The 17,716-nt window shown below is 47.6% G+C and carries 14 protein-coding genes; 7 read left to right on the forward strand and 7 right to left on the reverse strand.

The annotated features are described in order from the left end of the window. Positions 1-7: 7 nt before the first annotated feature. From EFB02_RS00185 to EFB02_RS00195, 3 genes are all read right to left on the reverse strand, one after another. Entirely contained in the window at positions 8-1,780 is a 1,773-nt protein-coding gene (locus tag EFB02_RS00185; protein ID WP_160115333.1) for a peptidoglycan-binding protein, read from the reverse strand. Between the two features lie 100 nt (positions 1,781-1,880). Next, a complete protein-coding gene (locus EFB02_RS00190) occupies positions 1,881-2,819 on the reverse strand; it encodes an ornithine cyclodeaminase (protein ID WP_122819304.1) in 939 nt (312 codons plus the stop codon). 44 nt (positions 2,820-2,863) lie between these two features. Beyond that, positions 2,864-4,786 carry an aminotransferase class I/II-fold pyridoxal phosphate-dependent enzyme gene (locus tag EFB02_RS00195; protein WP_234992670.1) on the reverse strand — a complete coding sequence of 641 codons (1,923 nt, stop codon included), beginning with the start codon at positions 4,784-4,786 and terminating at the stop codon, positions 2,864-2,866. A 56-nt stretch (positions 4,787-4,842) separates the two neighbouring features. Between EFB02_RS00195 and EFB02_RS00200 the strand changes: the two genes are divergently transcribed. From EFB02_RS00200 to EFB02_RS00220, 5 genes are all read left to right on the forward strand, one after another. Continuing rightward, complete coding sequence (locus tag EFB02_RS00200; protein WP_122819306.1) at positions 4,843-6,969, forward strand: peptidoglycan-binding domain-containing protein; 2,127 nt, start codon at positions 4,843-4,845, stop codon at positions 6,967-6,969. Between the two features lie 66 nt (positions 6,970-7,035). Then, the gene (locus EFB02_RS00205; protein WP_122819308.1) at positions 7,036-7,575 is read left to right on the forward strand and encodes a hypothetical protein; all 540 of its coding nucleotides are present in this window, start codon (positions 7,036-7,038) and stop codon (positions 7,573-7,575) included. A 60-nt stretch (positions 7,576-7,635) separates the two neighbouring features. Continuing rightward, positions 7,636-8,331: a LicD family protein gene (locus EFB02_RS00210; protein WP_122819310.1), complete on the forward strand. Its 696-nt coding sequence runs from the start codon at positions 7,636-7,638 to the stop codon at positions 8,329-8,331. 29 nt (positions 8,332-8,360) lie between these two features. Continuing rightward, complete coding sequence (locus EFB02_RS00215) at positions 8,361-9,413, forward strand: glycosyltransferase family 2 protein (protein WP_122819312.1); 1,053 nt, start codon at positions 8,361-8,363, stop codon at positions 9,411-9,413. Next, positions 9,410-10,105, forward strand: coding sequence for a DUF1919 domain-containing protein (locus tag EFB02_RS00220; RefSeq protein WP_160115334.1), 696 nt, complete (start codon positions 9,410-9,412; stop codon positions 10,103-10,105). The genes EFB02_RS00215 and EFB02_RS00220 overlap by 4 nt, the downstream gene beginning before the upstream one ends. Before the next feature lie 167 nt (positions 10,106-10,272). Here the strand turns inward: EFB02_RS00220 and EFB02_RS00225 are convergent, their stop codons facing one another. Further along, complete coding sequence (locus tag EFB02_RS00225) at positions 10,273-11,400, reverse strand: glycosyltransferase (protein WP_122819316.1); 1,128 nt, start codon at positions 11,398-11,400, stop codon at positions 10,273-10,275. Between the two features lie 24 nt (positions 11,401-11,424). Continuing rightward, positions 11,425-12,711 carry an O-antigen ligase family protein gene (locus tag EFB02_RS00230; RefSeq protein ID WP_147471005.1) on the reverse strand — a complete coding sequence of 429 codons (1,287 nt, stop codon included), beginning with the start codon at positions 12,709-12,711 and terminating at the stop codon, positions 11,425-11,427. A 372-nt stretch (positions 12,712-13,083) separates the two neighbouring features. On the opposite strand from EFB02_RS00230, the gene EFB02_RS00235 reads away from it, so the two are divergent. Together EFB02_RS00235 and EFB02_RS00240 are read left to right on the forward strand one after the other, a co-directional pair. After that, positions 13,084-14,085, forward strand: coding sequence for a glycosyltransferase family 2 protein (locus EFB02_RS00235; protein WP_122819320.1), 1,002 nt, complete (start codon positions 13,084-13,086; stop codon positions 14,083-14,085). Between the two features lie 198 nt (positions 14,086-14,283). Then, positions 14,284-15,687, forward strand: a complete 1,404-nt coding sequence (locus EFB02_RS00240; protein ID WP_160115335.1) for an oligosaccharide flippase family protein — start codon at positions 14,284-14,286, stop codon at positions 15,685-15,687. An 18-nt stretch (positions 15,688-15,705) separates the two neighbouring features. On the opposite strand, the gene EFB02_RS00245 is transcribed toward EFB02_RS00240, so the two are convergent. Continuing rightward, the gene (locus EFB02_RS00245; protein ID WP_122819324.1) at positions 15,706-16,695 is read right to left on the reverse strand and encodes a glycosyltransferase family 2 protein; all 990 of its coding nucleotides are present in this window, start codon (positions 16,693-16,695) and stop codon (positions 15,706-15,708) included. Positions 16,696-16,709: 14 nt separating this feature from the next. Beyond that, entirely contained in the window at positions 16,710-17,663 is a 954-nt protein-coding gene (locus tag EFB02_RS00250; RefSeq protein WP_122819326.1) for a LicD family protein, read from the reverse strand. Positions 17,664-17,716 lie beyond the last annotated feature (53 nt).

Here is a 17,716-nt window from a genome sequence, read left to right on the forward strand (position 1 = left end):
AAAACCACTAGTTGAGTCGCCTCTTAGAGGAATCCCAATAGTAGATCGGCGCATTCCAGTAGGTCTTGTAATAGAACGCCCAGCCGCCTTTAGAACTCTTAAATGCCATGTCCTCATCCGGATCGAAAATATAGGTTGTGCCCGAAATATCAATCTCGTTCCAGCCGTGAGGCCACCGGGCGTTAAATACGTATCCTAAACGGACTCTTGCCGACGGATACCCCAGTGCCCGGGCTAACCATTTGTAGGCTGCGGCAAAGCTGTAACAGTTACCTCCACCGTTGGCGAAAAATTCTTTAGCGTATTGGATATCCCAATTGCTACCAGTCGGATAAGGCTTCCCGCTAGCACCAATATAGTGATAGTTGTTTACCACATAGGAATAGGCACTAGACAAGGAGCCGTGCCGCGCAAGGATAGACTCAAGGGTTGCGTCCAATTGGGCATCACCGGAACCAACGTAGTCAAAGTACATTCCCTTCGCTTTTAGCGCCCGTATCGTTGAGTATCCAACTTTTCCATCTGGGTAAATACCGTTTTCACTTTGGAACTTTTTGACGCATTCCTGCGTACCCCAGCCAAATGACCCATCCGGGGTAAACGTACAGTATGACGGGTTCAAATGAGCAAGTGCTGTTTGCACTACCTCAACCTTGTAACCGCTAGAACCATAGCCCATAACACTAATGAACCTGGTACTTGGAATTACCCAGACTGGCACTCCCCCTGCACGGAGAGCTTTGGCAGTTAGCATCCCCACGCCCCCATCTGGATAGATTCCATGATCCCGCTGAAAAGCTTTCACTGCAGCAGCTGTTCTCCCCCCAAAAATGCCATCAGTCCAAAAACCGGCATATTGCGGAAAATACTTATTTAACCCCTGCTGCAACACGCGCACACTGTTGACCCGCGAACCAGACCACATAGTGGCACTAGTCCAATGGTTAGGGCTCGGTTCCGGGGCGTCCTTGATGAAAATTTCCGCTGCTGAATCCTCACGAACCGCATCCGCGAAACTCCTATCCGCGACTTCGCTAGCAGATAGACCCAGTTTTTGCCGAATATTCCGCACGCATCTCGCAGTGCCGGCACCAAAAGTAGTATCCGGCCAGACAATGGCACATTCATCTGGATAGTTCACCATCATCCAAGTTTGTAGATTGCGAACGTAAACACTGTTAACCTGTCCCCGCACCAGATTAAAGTTAATATCTATTTTACCGACAATCGCGGCCGGGATACCGGCATGACGCATTTTTAAGGTCGTCGTAAAACCGAAACCACCATCGGGATATACCCCCAGCTTTCGTTGCACACACTTCACTGCTGCCTGGGTTTTAGCCCCAAATCCACTATCGGGAGTGAAATTTACGCATTCGGGATAATAATGCGCCAGACCCAGCTGCATGGTTCTGACTTCATTACTCCACTCACCGTACCAAAGCACATGGGAAACAAAAATGGTTGGTCCGCGGGAAGCCCCAGCCGAACGCTCCATAGTTTTTGATTCTTCTTCGCCTTGCTTCTGCCCCTTATCATCGGCATTCTGCTGGGTGTTTTCTGACTGCGCTTCACTATTGCTATCTGCATCGGCAGATTCTTGGGCACGATCACCAGCCGGAGAAGAATCTTCCGCCTTAACGATTTGCTTATTAATACCAGCTTTGACAATACCCACACCTTCATGTGCGTAAGCAGTCTGAGCTGAAAGAGGAACCACTAATGCAGAAGCTAGCAAAAACACTGCTAGCCGGAAGCAACCGTTAAAAACTTTAGACATAAAACTCATCCTTATGCTTGGGGATTACCGGAGTATATTACCACTGGAGATTAATGGATTGTAAGGCAGATCCCCTCCTGGAGAAAGGCTTCATCCAATCTCACACCCAAAACTTTCCTTCTGGCTCACTCAAACTAACTGAGGGTGTATCCGACATCAGCTTTAGAATTTTATTCGCAAAATAAAGGTCGTGAGCCACAATTCCAATGTTATAAACCAAAATCCTTTCCTCGAGGCTGGTTCTTCCCGGTTTTTTCTTGGTTAAAACTTCCGCCACCTCGGCAAAATTTGGAAAACGATCAAAATATTTAAAATCTTCTATCTGACTTAACTCGTCACCGTATATGCGATCAAAAACCAGATCCGCCTGCATATATCCGCGAGTATGGATGGGGATTAAGGTAGTACCGGGCTCGAATACCTCCGGAGATACCACATCATCATGGAAAACAGTTACCGCTGAAAAAACTACTTTCGCACCGGCCACCGCTTCTTCTAGCGAATCACAGTAAGAAAAACGAAGATTCGGATACCCGCTAAAGCGCTCCGAAAAAAGTCGGTGCTGATTCTTGTATTTGACTAACCTAATGTCGAATTTCCGGTCAGGGTGTCGGTGAGCCATAACTAACATCGCTGCACGGGCAGTATTTCCCAGACCGACTATAGCGATCGCTTGATAGCCTGGAACTGCAAGTAGGTCGGCGCTGTGAACCGCCACTGCCCCAGTACGCATAGTCGTTATGTAATTGCCGTCGATTAGGGCAAGCGGTTTACCAGTTTCAGTAGAATACAACAGAATCTTAGCGTCCAAAGCTGGAGTTCTACCAGGATAACGGTTGACTAGTTTAACTCCCCCAATTCCAAAAGTTGGCATCACTATCGGCATAGTGTTCCAGAAACGGTCTTCCCCGGGATGAATACTTATTTTCGCGGGCATAAGCATCTCAGATTTATGCCGCAAAGCATCATCAACCCAATCCCACATTATTGCAGGATCCAGGTGCAGCCCCTCAATCTCTTGGTGCCCGATTACCTTCATAGCTCCTATGTTTCTCCTGCTTGTAAACAAAAATATGTTTAGTCTTACCCGTCAATCCCGCGTAACACTTCCAGTAAGCGGGCATTGTCCTGGGTGGAACGAACCGCTAGCCGAATGTACTGTTTCCCATCAAAACCCTTTTTTGTCGAAAGATCTTTTATTATCAGGTCATTTTCCAAACACGCGATAGTAAGCTCCTTTGCTGTGTGAGGAGCAAGAACCTCCGCGGTTACAAAGTTAGCTTGCGAAGGAAGTACTCGCAGATAGCTAAGCTGGTGCAAACCTTCCACAAATTTCGCCCGCACCGCTTTTATTTTTTCTAGGGCAGCTGCGTAATCTTTTTGGTATTTTTCTTCTATTTGCAGATAGAACTCGGCAAAAGAGTTTATGTTCCAAATAGATACATCTTTCTTAAAACTTGCGATAGCAGCCGTATCCGAGCTCGCTAAAATCCCCAGACGCAGTCCGGCCACCCCGTAACTCTTGGAGATAGATTTCATAATGAACAGGTGGGGATGAGAATCCAGGATTTCCTGGCTCAGTAGCGAATTGTCCCGGCCTTCAGCAAAGTCAATGAAACTTTCGTCAAGAACTAGGGTTACCCCCTTTTCTTCCGCCCAATCTGCCAGACGGAGCGCATCTGCCTGGGGGATGAAGTTACCCGAAGGATTGTCGGGGTTAATTACGATCAGGGATTTTATCCGCTCTCCGTTGACGTTTTCGCCTTGTTCGCTGCTCCCGAAAAACTCCATCAAATCATCTGCGGTGTAGGAAAAATCCGGATTATCTGCTTGGAAAATAACCGGTTTTCCCGAGCAGCGGTTGGGATATTCCTCGAAGGTGGGTCTAACAACCCCATAGGGCATCGGCAGCTGCGTCATCAAAGATTTAATCAGCTCTGCTGCTCCGTTTCCAACCACTACCTGTTCAGAGCGTAAACCAAAATTCTTTGCCGCCAGTAAAGAGTTGACTCCCATCCCGGAGGGGTAGTCGGCCAGCAGGGAATCAAAGTTCGCTCGGATCTCGTCCTTCATCCGCTGCGGAGGAAAATAGGGATTTACCAGGTAACAGTAGTCCAGCATCTTGGGGTAGCGCCAATAACCGCCGTAGCGGGATTCAAACAGTTTCTTACGCTGGGCGGTATCGGGATGGAATATTGAGGACGCGATATCTAGATCCTGCACATCATCTATCTCGTACCACTTTTGACCATCTAGGCGCTTGGCTTTTATCCCCGGATCATCCAGCAAGGTAATAACCCGCAAGACCTGCTCGTAATATTCATTACGCCCCAGAGCCTGAGTGTAGGCATCTAAGAAGGGGACATAATGCGTGGTGGAGAACTCTTTAGAGAACTTATAGATATTGACAGTTTTGTAGTAGGAATCAATGTCCTGGTAAACAAACTGCTTCCCCGGAACGAACGCAGAAATATTGTCAGCTGCATCAAGTTTGACCACCGTACCATCCATCCAAGACTCGTATTTATCTACGAGCGCTAAGGTAGGACGAGGATCTTCAAGGAGGTCCTCTAGTACCCGATCCTCGAAAATAAGATCCGACTCTAGCAGTAACGTATCTTCTTCTAAGAGTTTATCTTTGGCCAACCATAGAGAGTAGATGTTATTGGTCTGATCATAAATGGGGTTATCTACAAATTTTACCGGGGTAGAGATATCTAACGTTTCGACGTAATCGACCAGCTTTTGTCCCTCATAACCCGTCACAATCACAATTTTCGAAAGCCTTTTGGCGTCAAGCTGATGCAACATCCGCTCAATCATGGTTACCCCATTGACTTTCACCATGCACTTAGTGTTATTCGCGGTGAGATCTTTAAGGCGCGACCCCATTCCTGCCGCCAGGATTATTGCCTGCATAGAACCAGCTTTCTTTCTATCGGTAACTTTTACTTGATACAGATGCTCTAATCCTACCGAATCTACTTCCTTAACCTGAGCTCTCATACGGCTTGGTTACAGCACAGTTAGACAACATTGTTAACATCTGTAACAATAAGAACATGTTTACCTGCAGCAACAGAATTGGCAAACGTACTTTAGCGATCTTGGCATTCATTGCCACCTTTGTTACCTTTAATGGCTTGACGGCCGTAACTGCACCTCAGAAGGCAGCAGCGACTCCAATCGCCGATTGGCAGGCCGGATATATCATCTCTGATTCCAACTTTTACACGCAGGGAAACATGAATGTATCCCAGATTCAAACCTTCCTCCACAACAAGGGAAGGTATTGCAACGGATCCAGATGCTTAAAAAACTATCGCGGGCACCTCGCTTCTTTTTCTGCGGGCTCTTGTCCTGCTGCAGTTACCGGAGGGAACAACCTATCGGCCGCGGAAATGATTTATCGAGTTTCTCGAGCTTGCAATATCTCCGCAAAAGTATTGCTGGTTACTTTGGAAAAAGAAAACGGTCTAGTAACTTCACCTGCCTGGTACAACTCCCGCACTGGCGCAAACGCGTTTAGAACCGCCCTAGGATACGGCTGCCCCGATACCGCTCCCTGCGATGCTCAGTACTTCGGAGTAGGAAATCAGCTTTATCATGCTGCGAAACAGTTCAATATCTATAAGAAATACCCCAACTACTACAATTTTAGATCCGGAAAAACCTCATGGGTGGGATATAACCCCAGCTCCGCTTGCGGAGGAAGTAACGTCTACATGCGCAATGCCGCTACTGCCGGTCTCTACAACTACACACCCTATCAACCAAATGCTGCTGCTTTACAGGCAGGACTAGGAACCGGAAACTCTTGCAGTTCTTATGGAAATCGCAATTTCTATTACCTCTATAAGCTGTGGTTCGGCAATCCGCGCGCTGCCTCGAAACGCACTGTAACCCCAGCACAAATCAATGCGTTATCACCAGTCATTTCCGACACTGACCTCACGAGCGGCATGTGGAACGACACAATAAAGAAACTGCAAGCAGCCATGCTTTTGGCGGTACCCAGTTATCCGCTCTTTACTCCTGACGGGGGATACGGGGCTAAGACCGAAGGGATTGTGAAGCAATTCCAAAGTGAGAACGGTATTTATCCCAGCGGGGTGGTTAACCAAGAGACCTCCTACACCCTGCTGCGAAAAGGATTCCCGGTGTATGTATTCACCCCGCATAGCTATTACAGCACTTTGGGGTGGGGAGCACGCTCCGATACCGTGACCACGCTACAAATAGGGGCGAAAGCATTATTCCCCCAGTGGTATTCAGCAGGTATAGACGGAATTTATGGCACCAAGAGTACCGCTTTCGTGAAATCATTCCAAAAGTCCAAGGGGATTTCCCCAAGCGGAACTGTAGACGAGGCTACCGCCCAGCAGCTTCGCGATGCCGGTATTCCTATCACCCTGGTGGCAATAGCAGACCCCAAACCTATTTACTTGCGAAGCATCCTTTGGAATGGCGCCTGGAATGACGACGTTCTGCAGGTGCAGCGGGCATTAGTCAAGAAATTCCCGCAGTACGCCCAATTCCAACCGGACGGTGGATTCGGAGCCAAGACCGAAGCAGCAGTTAAAGCAATTCAACGTGCAAATGGAATTTATCCGGACGGTGGCGTAGGAGCCAAGACCACGGAACTCCTCCGAAAGAACGGAATTGAGGCCGCAATGTTTAGCTCCGCTAAATCGACCACCGCTCTGAACCACGGGGTGTGGAACTCGGCGGTGACTACTTTGCAACAGGGGTTGCGTAAGTATTTCCCGGAAAGTTTCCCCTGCTGGCCGGATGGCGGATTCGGAGCGAAGACCGAAGCCGGAGTAAAGGCCGCACAGAAATACTTCGGATTACCGGAAACCGGTATTGTAGATAAGGCAACTGCCGATCAACTGCGAAACTTGGGAGTACCACTTACCGTTTCCGCTCCGCCTGAAGAGCTCGGCCAAGCTCTAAATACTCCTTTGGGACAGTGGCAATGGAATTCCCAAGTGTTGGCGCTACAAAAAATACTCAAATACTACTTCCCCACCCAGACTCCTTACACCCCCGACGGAGGTTACGGAGTAGGTAGCAAGGCAGGAATGATCAGAATTCAGAACCTGCTGCAAATTGCACCAACCGGGGTGTTCGATAAAGAAACCGCTGCAAAAATACAGGAATACGGGGTACCCCTCTCTTATAAATAAAGTTATCCAAACGAAAGCACTAGCTAACTGACAACCTTAAACCAACTTTAGATAGAGGAAACTGTAGTGAAGAAGTGGCTATTTTTGGCTGCAATTGCAGCCATTACTTTAAGCGCCTGCAGCCCCGCCCAGCCGCAGGAGAAGTCCAACAGGGACGGTACCGCCAACAGCGGGCAAACCAGTACCAGTGCCTCAGCTACAACGAATACAAAAGCAGAGCCGCAAGCAACCCCCACAAAGTCCACCGCTCAGGCTCTGCCCAGTTCCAAAGTTAACGCTGACCAAAAGACTCCGCAGGGCGCAGTCATGCTCTTCCTGAAAGCCTTTGCCTCCAAGGATACGGAAACACTTTGCAAAATCGTTCCCACTTCCACGGTTAACCGCTTAGAAGCCCTGGGGCAAGACTGCGAAAGCACCTACGCTGAATCAGCGGTTCCTGAACCCGCTAAGAATCTTTCCAAATTGCAATTTCGCAATAATGGCACGACTAGCGATGGACGCGGAGTGTCGATGCTGGTTACTTCGGGGAACAGGAACTACTCCTTCGTCTGTGTAGACGAAGGGGGTAGCTGGCACGTGGATCCGGAAAGTTATACTAGGCAATAGTAAATAGTAAGAGCTTGTCGACTCTTTCTACAGCCCAGTAAATAAGAAAGGCGTTGCTACATGATTGCAAGCGTGAAGCATTGGCTTCGTACTTCTCGGCTAACCCGCGACCTCTACCAACATCTATACGATGTCAAGCATCAGCGCGAAGAACGTTTAGCCAATGCCGCCCTCAAAAACGATGGTGCTGAAGTACTGGCCGACTTCCAAGCTCTGATGCAAAAACTCGATGCAGAATGGTACTTAGCTTATGGCACCTGCCTAGGCGCCCTCCGTAACCATCAGTTCATATCCCACGATCTAGATATGGATTTTTATCTATGCCCTAAGCCTGGAGTCGGGATTGAAGAAGTTAAGAAAGCTCTTTGCGCAGCTGGATATCAACACCATCACGATTACACGGTGGAGGGAAAGACCGCGGAATGCAGTTGGGAACGTAACGGGGTAAATTTTGATATTTTCGTTCTCGAAGAAAAACCAGAGGGATACGGATGCTATTTATTTAATCGTTTCCCTGATTGTTCCTATAGTCAGGAACATGAATATTCGGTGAGCTTGAGTATCGCCCCCCGGATTACCGGTAAACGCGATATTGATCTGGCCGGCGTGATGGTTCCCATACCAGCAAACGCCGAGGATTTCATGAAACTTTATTACGGCGAAAATTGGATTGTCCCTGACCCCAGCTACACTTGGGAAAACTCACTCTCGTCACGAAAAAGATGCGATAAACGCGGATATTATATACAGCACTGATTTATCCACGGCCTACCCAAGGAAGCACTATGAAAACCTTTGAGCCTCTCAGTAACCCCCATATTTCTGTGGGTATTGTTGCGTTAAATGAAGAAGATTATCTTCCCGATATGCTCTCTTGCATCATGGCTCAAAACTACCCGCACCACCTTATCCAGGTGGTACTGGTAGATAGTGGTTCTAACGATTCCACCCCCCAAATTATGAAGGACTTTGCCACGCGAGCAACCGACTTTGAATCCGTGGTGCTACTCCATAACCCCGGAAAGACCGCCCCGAGAGGATGGAACGTATTTCTCGAGGCTGCTACCGGTGAGGTACTGGTACGACTTGATGCTCACGCCCGCATTCCAGATAATTTTTTGAGCCAAACCATAGCGGTCTTGCATGAAGGTGAAGCGGTAGTTGGCGGCTCGCGCCCCACTATTACTCCAAAAAATGCCAGCGACTGGCAACGGGTTCTACACACCGTTGAAGAATCTTTGTTCGGAGCATCGATCGCGAAATACCGAGGTAAGTCAAAATCAGGCTCAGACGCACCTCAGTACGTAAAATCAGTATTCCACCCGGGATATCGCAGATCCGTAATTGATGCAGTGGGCCCCTTTAACGAGGAGCTCACCCGCACCGAAGATAACGACTACTCCTATCGCATCCGTAAGGCGGGTTATAAGATTCGTTTTGATTCCCGAATCTATTCCGAGCAAATAATCCGCCCTTCACTGTTTGCCATGATTAAACAGAAATACAATAACGGCTACTGGATAGGACGGACTCTTTTCGTACAACCCGGATGTATCGAGGTTTATCACCTGGTACCGGGAGCTTTTGTTTTAGCGATTGCCGGGGGAATTGCACTGCGACTGCGGGGAGTTAAGCTGCCGCTGCGGATGCTAGCTGCCAGTTACGGCACGGCTGACCTGGCTTTGAGCGCTGCTTCGCTTCCAAAAGTTAACCCGCCTACTAGTAAAGCTGGCTGCTTACCCCTAATTTTTCCCGCCCTCCATATTGCCTATGGCATCGGTACCTGGAAGGGAATATTAGAGGGACTAAAAGAAACAATCCCAGGAGCGCGAGGGTGAATCTTGATTTCCTGCGCAGCTTGAAAAGTAAGCTGCAGCTGCGCTGGCATTTACATAAAAACCGGAAGCTCACGAATCGGGAAGTCACCATTATTTCCAATAACTGTATTGCGGGGGTCATCTATCATGATTGCGGTTTACGGTTTCTATCCCCTACCGTGAACCTTTGGTTTCAGACTGAAGATTTCTTCACTTACGCCGCTAACATCCTTCAGTACTCTCCGCAACAGGGAGCAAAACTACGCGAGATTTTTGAGGAAGGAATCAGTTACCCCCTGGGGTTACTAACTCCAAAATCTGCGGATCTACCCGCGATAAAGCTTTACTTTCAGCATTACCCCAGCTTTGAACTTGCTAAGAAAAAATGGGAAGGGCGCTCGAAACGAATTAACTTTGACAACATTTGCCTAATTTTTGAGTGTTCCCAGCCTATTACAGGGAAAAGCCCTATTCCAAAACTTTTCCGGCAGGCACCCTATTCCCATAAGGTTATAGTTACCAGTAAGCATTCGGTAACTGATACAGGCACTGAAGTTGTGCATCTTCCGGTATATGACTTGCCAGGTTATCAGCCGGGAAAGCTTTTCACCACGAGAAGAAAATTTTCTTTATCCCGGTGGCTTGATGATTTTAATTATGTAGAGTTTTTAAATCGCACTAGAGGTAAGCTGCTTCCCGCGATGCTCAAGTAGATTGCCAGCACTCCCTACAGGCATTGCCCGCAAAAAGGTATTATAAACAACTTCTAACTGACAAATAAGGACGTCAAATAACGCGACGCCACTACCCACGATATGACAATCTCTCGCAGATTAAAAAGTTCAACGGATTTAACTATCCGTAAGTTTTGACATTAGTTTTAAGCACTGCGTTCCTTAAGTATCAATTTTTCATAGCGATTTACAAGTAACTGCGAGGCTTGCCGAATATCGAAACCCTTCTGGGCGACGAGCCTATCTGCCCCTTCTAAACGATTTGTCGGCAAGGATAGGATAGTTTCCGCCCAACGCTCCGGCGGGTCACCTAACCCCTGCTGACGATAGCTAGGAAGAATTCTAGCTTCCGCCGGCACCTGGTTACTTACTAGGCAAGGTAGACCGTTGGTTTGTGCTTCTATCAAAACTATTCCGAGTCCTTCGTGAAGAGAGGGTAAACAGAAAGCGTCCATAGCACTCAGAACTGCACCTATATCCGTACGAAGACCCGCAAAACACACAGAATCTTTAACTCCAAATTTTTTTGCCTGAGCTTCAACTGCAGGACGCAGAGAACCGCCTTCCCCGACTAAGAGGAGACACGCATCGGGTCGATACCGTTTTACCACTGAAAAAACCCGGAGTAAAAATTCATGGTTCTTTGGCTCAACGAAACGCCCAATATGCCCAAGCACAAATGCTTCCGGTGGAACATTAAACTCCCGTCTCACTTGCGTTCTTTGCTCGGGAATAAACAAGAAACGCTCCAAATTTATTGCATTATTAATCACCGCGAATGCAGCAGTGGAAGTTATGCGTTTACCGAAAGCCGCGTTTCCCGCCGCAATCGAAGCTGCCCAAAAGTCAGTAGCCAGATAAGGTAAGGAACGATACAGTATCCAGTTTCGCCAACCGCCTAACAGGTGCTCAGAATACTTTTCAGAATGACTGTGTGCGATTCTTACCTTCACTCCATATTTTTTTGCAAGGGTAAAAACCACCGGATTCAAATAGAGATCGTGAAGTTGCACCGCATCGTATTCACCAGCGTGAACTCGGAAGAAATCCTCGACAGCTTTCCAATAGCTAGCAAAATTTCTGAGACCTGGTTCTGGGGTAACAAAAACCCTACCCCCTAGTTTTTCGATTTCTGCCGCAAAATTTGAGTCACTTTCCCAGAAAACCAGAAAGTCAAAGGTTACTTCTTTGGCAATCTGACGATAGTAATTCATCATTGCCTGCGCTACGCCCGAGACGCGAGCACACGAAGCCATCACCTGCAAGACTTTCATGGTAACCTCATTGCTCGATACGTTTTAGTTGCCAGAAACCAGTTTTGCTTCCCGCAGAGAAATCACCGGAATCCGCATCGGTTCCGACTGGGGACGGACGATTAGATAACTCATGATAATCAGCAGAATCCCAAATAAGTAATCCAATCCCAAGAACGAATCAGTCAGAAACATGACCCCACTCATAATAGTCAACCAGGCCATCCCCAAGAAGAAATCGGACCAATCGGGGTGACGCTGTTTCAAGGCTTTAAGATAGCTAACCAGACAGCCCAAGAAAAACACTACGTAGATTCCAAACCCGAGAGCCCCGTAGCTGATTAAAACATCTAGATAGGAGTTATGCACATAGTATCCCCGCTCCAACATCTTTTGCTCAGTCGGTAAATGTTCTGCTTTCGCGTAGTCTGCAGTGTTATAGGGGCCAATACCAACGGCTCGATGCCCCTTCCAAAGTTCCAGGGTTTCTTCCCAGATATAAACGCGTGCTGATTTAGTAGAGTCTCCTTTATTTACGCGGAGCATACTAATGTCATCTACCATCTTCCAATCAGAACTGGTTTTCTTTGATCCATCAGGATGAATTAGTTTAAAAGCTTGGGCATAATAGGCGATTTCTCCTTCTATCAAGGTGTCTACGGCGGCATTAACCCCGGTATAGCCCAAGCCTCCGACAAGGATAACCCAGACTACCAGCAGAGCTTTGGATTTCTTTTGTAAGTACTCGCTGCGCCGGTAATAAAATACGAATAGGCAAAGACCGATCACTGCCAGGGTGATTAATAGGGATAAGCGAGCACCCCGTGAATTACATCCAGCAGTGGCAATGATTAGCAGAACCAGATTTATCCAATACAAATTCTGGTATCTTTTTTTACCGCACGCGGTAAGGAAGATCTTTTCCCGGTAAATCAATGCCCAGGTGGTAACAAAAATACTCACTATCCCAAAGAGTGCAGCGTGATTCGAATCCACGTTCATACCGAAAACAATAAATACCCTATTTCCGGACTCATAGGTGAAAGATTGTGCTCCGAGATGACGAGTAGCACCCGCTAATTTATCCAGGAAAGTAAAGCCTACAGCAATCATCGCAACCGAAGTTAGCGCCTGTAATCCGGTAATTATTTGGGCGGGCAGCAATACCTTGGCAAGCTCCCTATGGGGTTTAGAACTGTGCGCTATATAGGCGCCCAGGGGATATACCAATAGCACTGATACTGCGAGCAGCATTGCCGATTTTATTTGAGTTACCGGGTTTACCGCATAGTTGACAGCTAAAGTGATTAGAGCAGCCGGCAACAACAGCATCAAAACTTTTATCCAAGGGGCTTTAAAAAAGGCTCGATCCTTTAATAGAAAATAGCCAATCAAGCCATACGCCCAGAGCACAAGTGGATACTGGAGGGAACCTAAAAAATCCCCTAAAACCGCAATTTGCCGTAACAACAAATAAACTAAGTAGGAACTCACACAATGCACCGGGTTAAAAAGGACACTACGGAAAGCTGCACTCCTCCCCGGTTTTACCTGCGGCGCGACTCCATTATTCGCTAATGATTCGTTCACATTCTCACTCCGGTAGATAAGTTTCCACTTAACTTATTAAAGACAAGTTGAGTTTACCGCAGAGAAAGGTTTTCGCTTCAAAGCAGAGAGCATTTCCTATGAGATACTGACAATATGAGGTTAAGCGTAATCGTTCCTTTTTATAATTCGGCAGAATTCTTACCGCGTCTGGAAAAAACATTATGCAGTCAGACAGTCCCCCGGGAAGAAGCCGGAACTAAAGTTGAAGTAATTATTGTTGATGACGCCTCCCGCTCAGAAGATCAGGCTCTGCTAGCTAAGGTCTCGGCTCGAAATAACTGGCAGCTAGTGACCCTGGCTGAAAACCTGGGACCTGGAGGGGCACGCAATGCCGGAATCTCTGCCGCCAGTGGCAACTACCTCGTATTTCTAGATTCCGACGATGAATTCGCCCCTGGCGCCCTGGAAAAACTTGCTGATGCGGTAACTAAAAAACCTTGCGATGTATTACTTTTTGACTTCAGCATTATCGATGAGGGGAAAGCACACGATTATACCGTTCTTCCCGAACCCCCAGCACAGCTTGATTACGTGAGTACTGACTATGCGCTGGCTTTTGCCCGGGGGGGAACCTGCGGGAAAGTCTATCGCCGCGATTTTGTGCGTGAGCACAACCTAGGCTTTGGAACCGGCGTTCGACATGAAGATACAGTACTTACTAAAACCGCACTGGCCTGGGCAGATAAAGTTGCTTACTTGCCAGAGAGTCTTTACCGCTATCAGATTCACGCAGGTTCTTTGGTAACTGATGACTCTAACTCTTCCCTGGAAGCATCTTTTCAAGCCTTCGAGCAGATTCGTAAACTTACTACGGGCAGGCATCCTCAAGAAATTGAATACGTCTACATTGTCGAAGTAATCATTTCCTGCGCGATGAAGTTCTATCCCTTAAAAGTAACCCGCAGCCAGGCACGAAAACTATTCTTACGGTTCGCCGTGGACTATCCTAGCTGGGCAAAGAATCCTTATCTGAAGCAAAGCGGAATCCGTTACCGCCTATATGCCGCCTTAGCTAAACGTCATTCCTTTCTCGGTTTACTTACACTTTCCTATGCAGAAACCGTGATTCGAAAAATTCTAGGTCGGGGACACTGACTCCCTCCCTACCTGGAACAGATTTTAGGGAAGAAGGCAGAAATGAAAAACCAGGATCTCCCCTAAGAAACCTAGTTGCTATCTGATTACGGAGGTAACAATACTTAACCCTGGGGTAGTTTGTCCGCTACTAGATATTGTTTTACCATTCATTACTTATAGACATTGGGTCTTTTGCAGCGAATCCTAAGGAGAAGCGTGGAGATAGAAAAAAAAGACACTCCCAAAGGTGCTAAGCCAGTTCCCAGCGGCGATAATGTTTTTAGCGACGTTTCTGCCACTGCGAGCTCCGAACCTAAAACTACCGATTCTGGCGTTACGACTAATAACGATACCGGTACTAAGGATACTGGAAAAACCAATAAGAAAAGGTTACTTAAGAATACGCTTTTCCTCTATATCTTAGTGTTCTCCGGATATTTCTTTTCCTTCATCACTGTCCCCTATCAAACGCGAGTGTTGGGCGCCGAACTCTACGGAAAAATCGGGTGGGCAATGGCAGTGATGGCATACTTCAGCGTCTTTATCGAGTTTGGGTTTTTACTCTCGGCTACTGCCTCAATCGCGGGAAATCGCAATGATAAAACCTATGTCGAAAAGGTGGTAGGTGCGGTAACCATAGATAAAATACTACTTACCCTCCTCAGTCTGGCAGTCCTCGCCCCCATGGCGTTTTTCTGGCCGAAGATGAGTTCGGACCCCTGGTTCTACCTGCTATGTTTCCTCTCGGTTTCCTCGGCAAGTTTTATGCTTGATTTCTTCTACCGCGGTATCGAAGAAATGCAAACCATCACCATCACCTCAGTTTTCTTACGCGCCCTCTTCACCATCGGCATTTTTGTCTTTATGCACGAACCGGATGACTACTGGATGGTTCCTGCCCTAAATTTGGGAGGCAACTTCCTCGCCGCCGGATACGTCTACGGACACATGATTTTTAAACTCGGATATAAAATGCGCTGGCCCGGTCTCGGATTCGCCTGGCAAATTCTAAAAGAATCTACTTGGTTTTTCTTATCCCGAGTTGCCAGCACCATCTATACCGCTACCAATATTTTCCTTCTTGGCTTCGTCTACCCGGTAGCCAGCATCCCCATCGGCGTCTATAGCGCCGCCGACAAACTGCTGGGGGTAATGAAACAAACCATGGGGCCAATATCCGACAGTCTTTACCCCTACATGGTGCGCAACCGCGACTTTAAACTCCTAAAGAAAATATTGCTCTCCTTAATGCCAGTGGTGGCGCTGGGCTGCATAGTGATTGCAATTATTGCCGAGCCGATGTGCTCTTGGTTCTTCGGGGCGCAGTTCCGTGATGCTGGAAAAGTATTGCGCCTGATGATGCTTATCCTATTTATTACTTTGCCGGTCTACCTTCTGGGATTCCCTACCCTCAGTCCCCTGGGGGGCGCAAAAGCAGTAAATCAATCGGTGATCGTGGCTTCCATTTTCCATGTTCTTGCCCTCTGTATTACTTTCCTCCTCGGTTTCCTAAACATCTACTCGGTAGTAGTGCTAACTTTCTGTACCGAGATGATTATTCTTATCTACCGGGTGGCTGCGGTAGCCAAGTACTGGAAGAAAACAAAAGGTGGGCAGTAATCCTGTCAACCCAGCTAGTTACTTTAGGCGCAAGGCGATTCCATAAATAAACGTCGCTACCGCGATACTTATGCGCGCCGTCACTACTGTAGCAGCATCTATTTTCCGCAGTCCTTTTATAGGTATCCGTTTGGCAAGTTTCTCTACTCGTTTCTGCAACGAACGGTAGCGGGGATCTTGGCGATAACTGGGATTAGCAGAATATTCTGTAAGACAATTAATCCCGGCTTTAAACGCAGCGAGGAGCGCGAGTTTAGCTTGCGGCATGTGCAGGCCGCTCAACAACCTATAGTGTTCTTCATAAAAATCAATTCCGTCAACATGTTTCCAGGAGGGAGTAGTCATTATTGAGGACTCGTTACAACGATAGTGATAAAGCAGTGAAGTGGTAAGCGCAACCCGCTGAGCCTGCAACAACACCGGAAGCGCTACTGCTACGTCCTCGTGAAGACGCCCTTCAGGGAAACGTAGATTTTTATAGATTTGCCGTGGATACAGTTTAGATACTGCCACCGTAAATTGCTGTAAAAACCCGCCCCCATAAAGTTCCGTTATTGCTTTTTCCTGGGAATATAGGTGAAACTCCGCTCCGTTAACTACTTCATTCATAGTGGGTAGCTCACTATCGCACGAAAACCTAGCCAAACCACAGACGGCTAAATCAGCTTGCGTCTGCAGAATCCCATCCAAAAGTAACCGCACAAAATCCGGATGTAGGGCATCATCGGAATCAACGAAGCAAAGATAATCCCCCCGTGCCCGCGCTAAACCATAATTACGCGCACTAGAAAGACCACCATTGGATTTGCTGAATACCTCTAGGCGAGAGTCATTGTAACTTTCAGCTATTGCTAGGGAAGCATCACAAGAACCGTCGTTTACCAGGATAACCTGCAAATTTGTGTAACTCTGCGCTAGCACGGAATCCAGACAGACATGCAGGTATTTTTCTACGTTATAAACCGGGATCACCACAGAAACCAACGCTTCGCTGCTGTCACACTGCATTTTAATCGTTTCTTTTAGTCGCTCATTCCTGCTTTTCGAGGATCGAAACGTCCGTTGGTCATGTATTTCTGATAGGGGGTATCCAAATCCATGAAATAAACTTCATGCTTGGGCTGCTGCTCGTCTGCAGGAGGCGGGGTCAGGTATCCGTCACCGTACTCGGCGCGCAAATAGGTATCATAGTCATCGGGCATCCGGTACTGCTGTGGTGTTCCCACCACCTCCAGTGGCATATCGATTCCCTTTCCAAACCATTTACGCTTGAACGGGGTAAACATTAGCTTTGGGCCGTCGCAAATCGTTGCGGACCATTCTTGCCGATCATAATCCCACTTGCTAATTTGTTTCTCGCAAGCCCGCCAAAGTTTATATCGCCAGCGGGGATGCGGAACTAGTGCTAACGCAACCTTCGCCACCAGTGCCACTACTTTGCCGTGGTTCTTCGGCACCTCGGCCACATTGTAAAGATTGAAAATGAGTCCCATCAGCATCTGCCACCACCACGCGAAACTCTTTGGCTTTGGCGCTCCGTCTAATGGAAAAATATCGATGGTCAACCCCTGAGGAATTTTTTTATCAATTTGATAAGGGGTAACCAGAGTGGTGAAGTTGTCACATATTTTTGCCATTACATCCCCGGTATGAGTTTTAGCACTGGTACGAACATAGCTAAAACGCTCGGTATCGGCCTCTCGGTTCCAAAGCCTCGCAAGACGCTCGTAATCATGGCGGGGCATATAAACATCTACATCGTCATCCCAGGGAATAAATTTCCCATCGCGAGCCGCGCCGATTACGCAACCTCCGCAACCATAAAAGCGCAACCCTCGTTGGTCGCAAAAATCTGCAAAATACTGGTAAATCTCCCAAGACTTTTGTTGCATCTTGTGCAGTTCGTCGGCACTCACTGGACGTGTCTTAGCTGCCCCCAAATTTTTCACCTTGCCATCCTCCTCAGTCGTTTCCATTAATTTTGATTCCCGATTCCAGCCCGTAAAATACTCCACTAAATCAAGTAAAT

Source organism: Varibaculum vaginae, from assembly GCF_900604285.1.
Taxonomy (GTDB): domain Bacteria; phylum Actinomycetota; class Actinomycetes; order Actinomycetales; family Actinomycetaceae; genus Varibaculum; species Varibaculum vaginae.

Bases quoted from the DNA above. Each gene is read 5' to 3' on its own strand.
- EFB02_RS00245 (WP_122819324.1), bottom strand. From the start codon at position 16,695: ATGCAGTGTGACAGCAGCGAAGCGTTGGTTTCTGTGGTGATCCCGGTT.
- EFB02_RS00185 (WP_160115333.1), bottom strand. From the start codon at position 1,780: ATGTCTAAAGTTTTTAACGGTTGCTTCCGGCTAGCAGTGTTTTTGCTA.
- EFB02_RS00200 (WP_122819306.1), top strand. From the start codon at position 4,843: ATGTTTACCTGCAGCAACAGAATTGGCAAACGTACTTTAGCGATCTTG.
- EFB02_RS00215 (WP_122819312.1), top strand. From the start codon at position 8,361: ATGAAAACCTTTGAGCCTCTCAGTAACCCCCATATTTCTGTGGGTATT.
- EFB02_RS00250 (WP_122819326.1), bottom strand. From the start codon at position 17,663: ATGGAAACGACTGAGGAGGATGGCAAGGTGAAAAATTTGGGGGCAGCT.
- EFB02_RS00230 (WP_147471005.1), bottom strand. From the start codon at position 12,711: ATGCTGTTGTTGCCGGCTGCTCTAATCACTTTAGCTGTCAACTATGCG.
- EFB02_RS00190 (WP_122819304.1), bottom strand. From the start codon at position 2,819: ATGAAGGTAATCGGGCACCAAGAGATTGAGGGGCTGCACCTGGATCCT.
- EFB02_RS00210 (WP_122819310.1), top strand. From the start codon at position 7,636: ATGATTGCAAGCGTGAAGCATTGGCTTCGTACTTCTCGGCTAACCCGC.
- EFB02_RS00195 (WP_234992670.1), bottom strand. From the start codon at position 4,786: ATGAGAGCTCAGGTTAAGGAAGTAGATTCGGTAGGATTAGAGCATCTG.
- EFB02_RS00225 (WP_122819316.1), bottom strand. From the start codon at position 11,400: ATGAAAGTCTTGCAGGTGATGGCTTCGTGTGCTCGCGTCTCGGGCGTA.
- EFB02_RS00235 (WP_122819320.1), top strand. From the start codon at position 13,084: ATGAGGTTAAGCGTAATCGTTCCTTTTTATAATTCGGCAGAATTCTTA.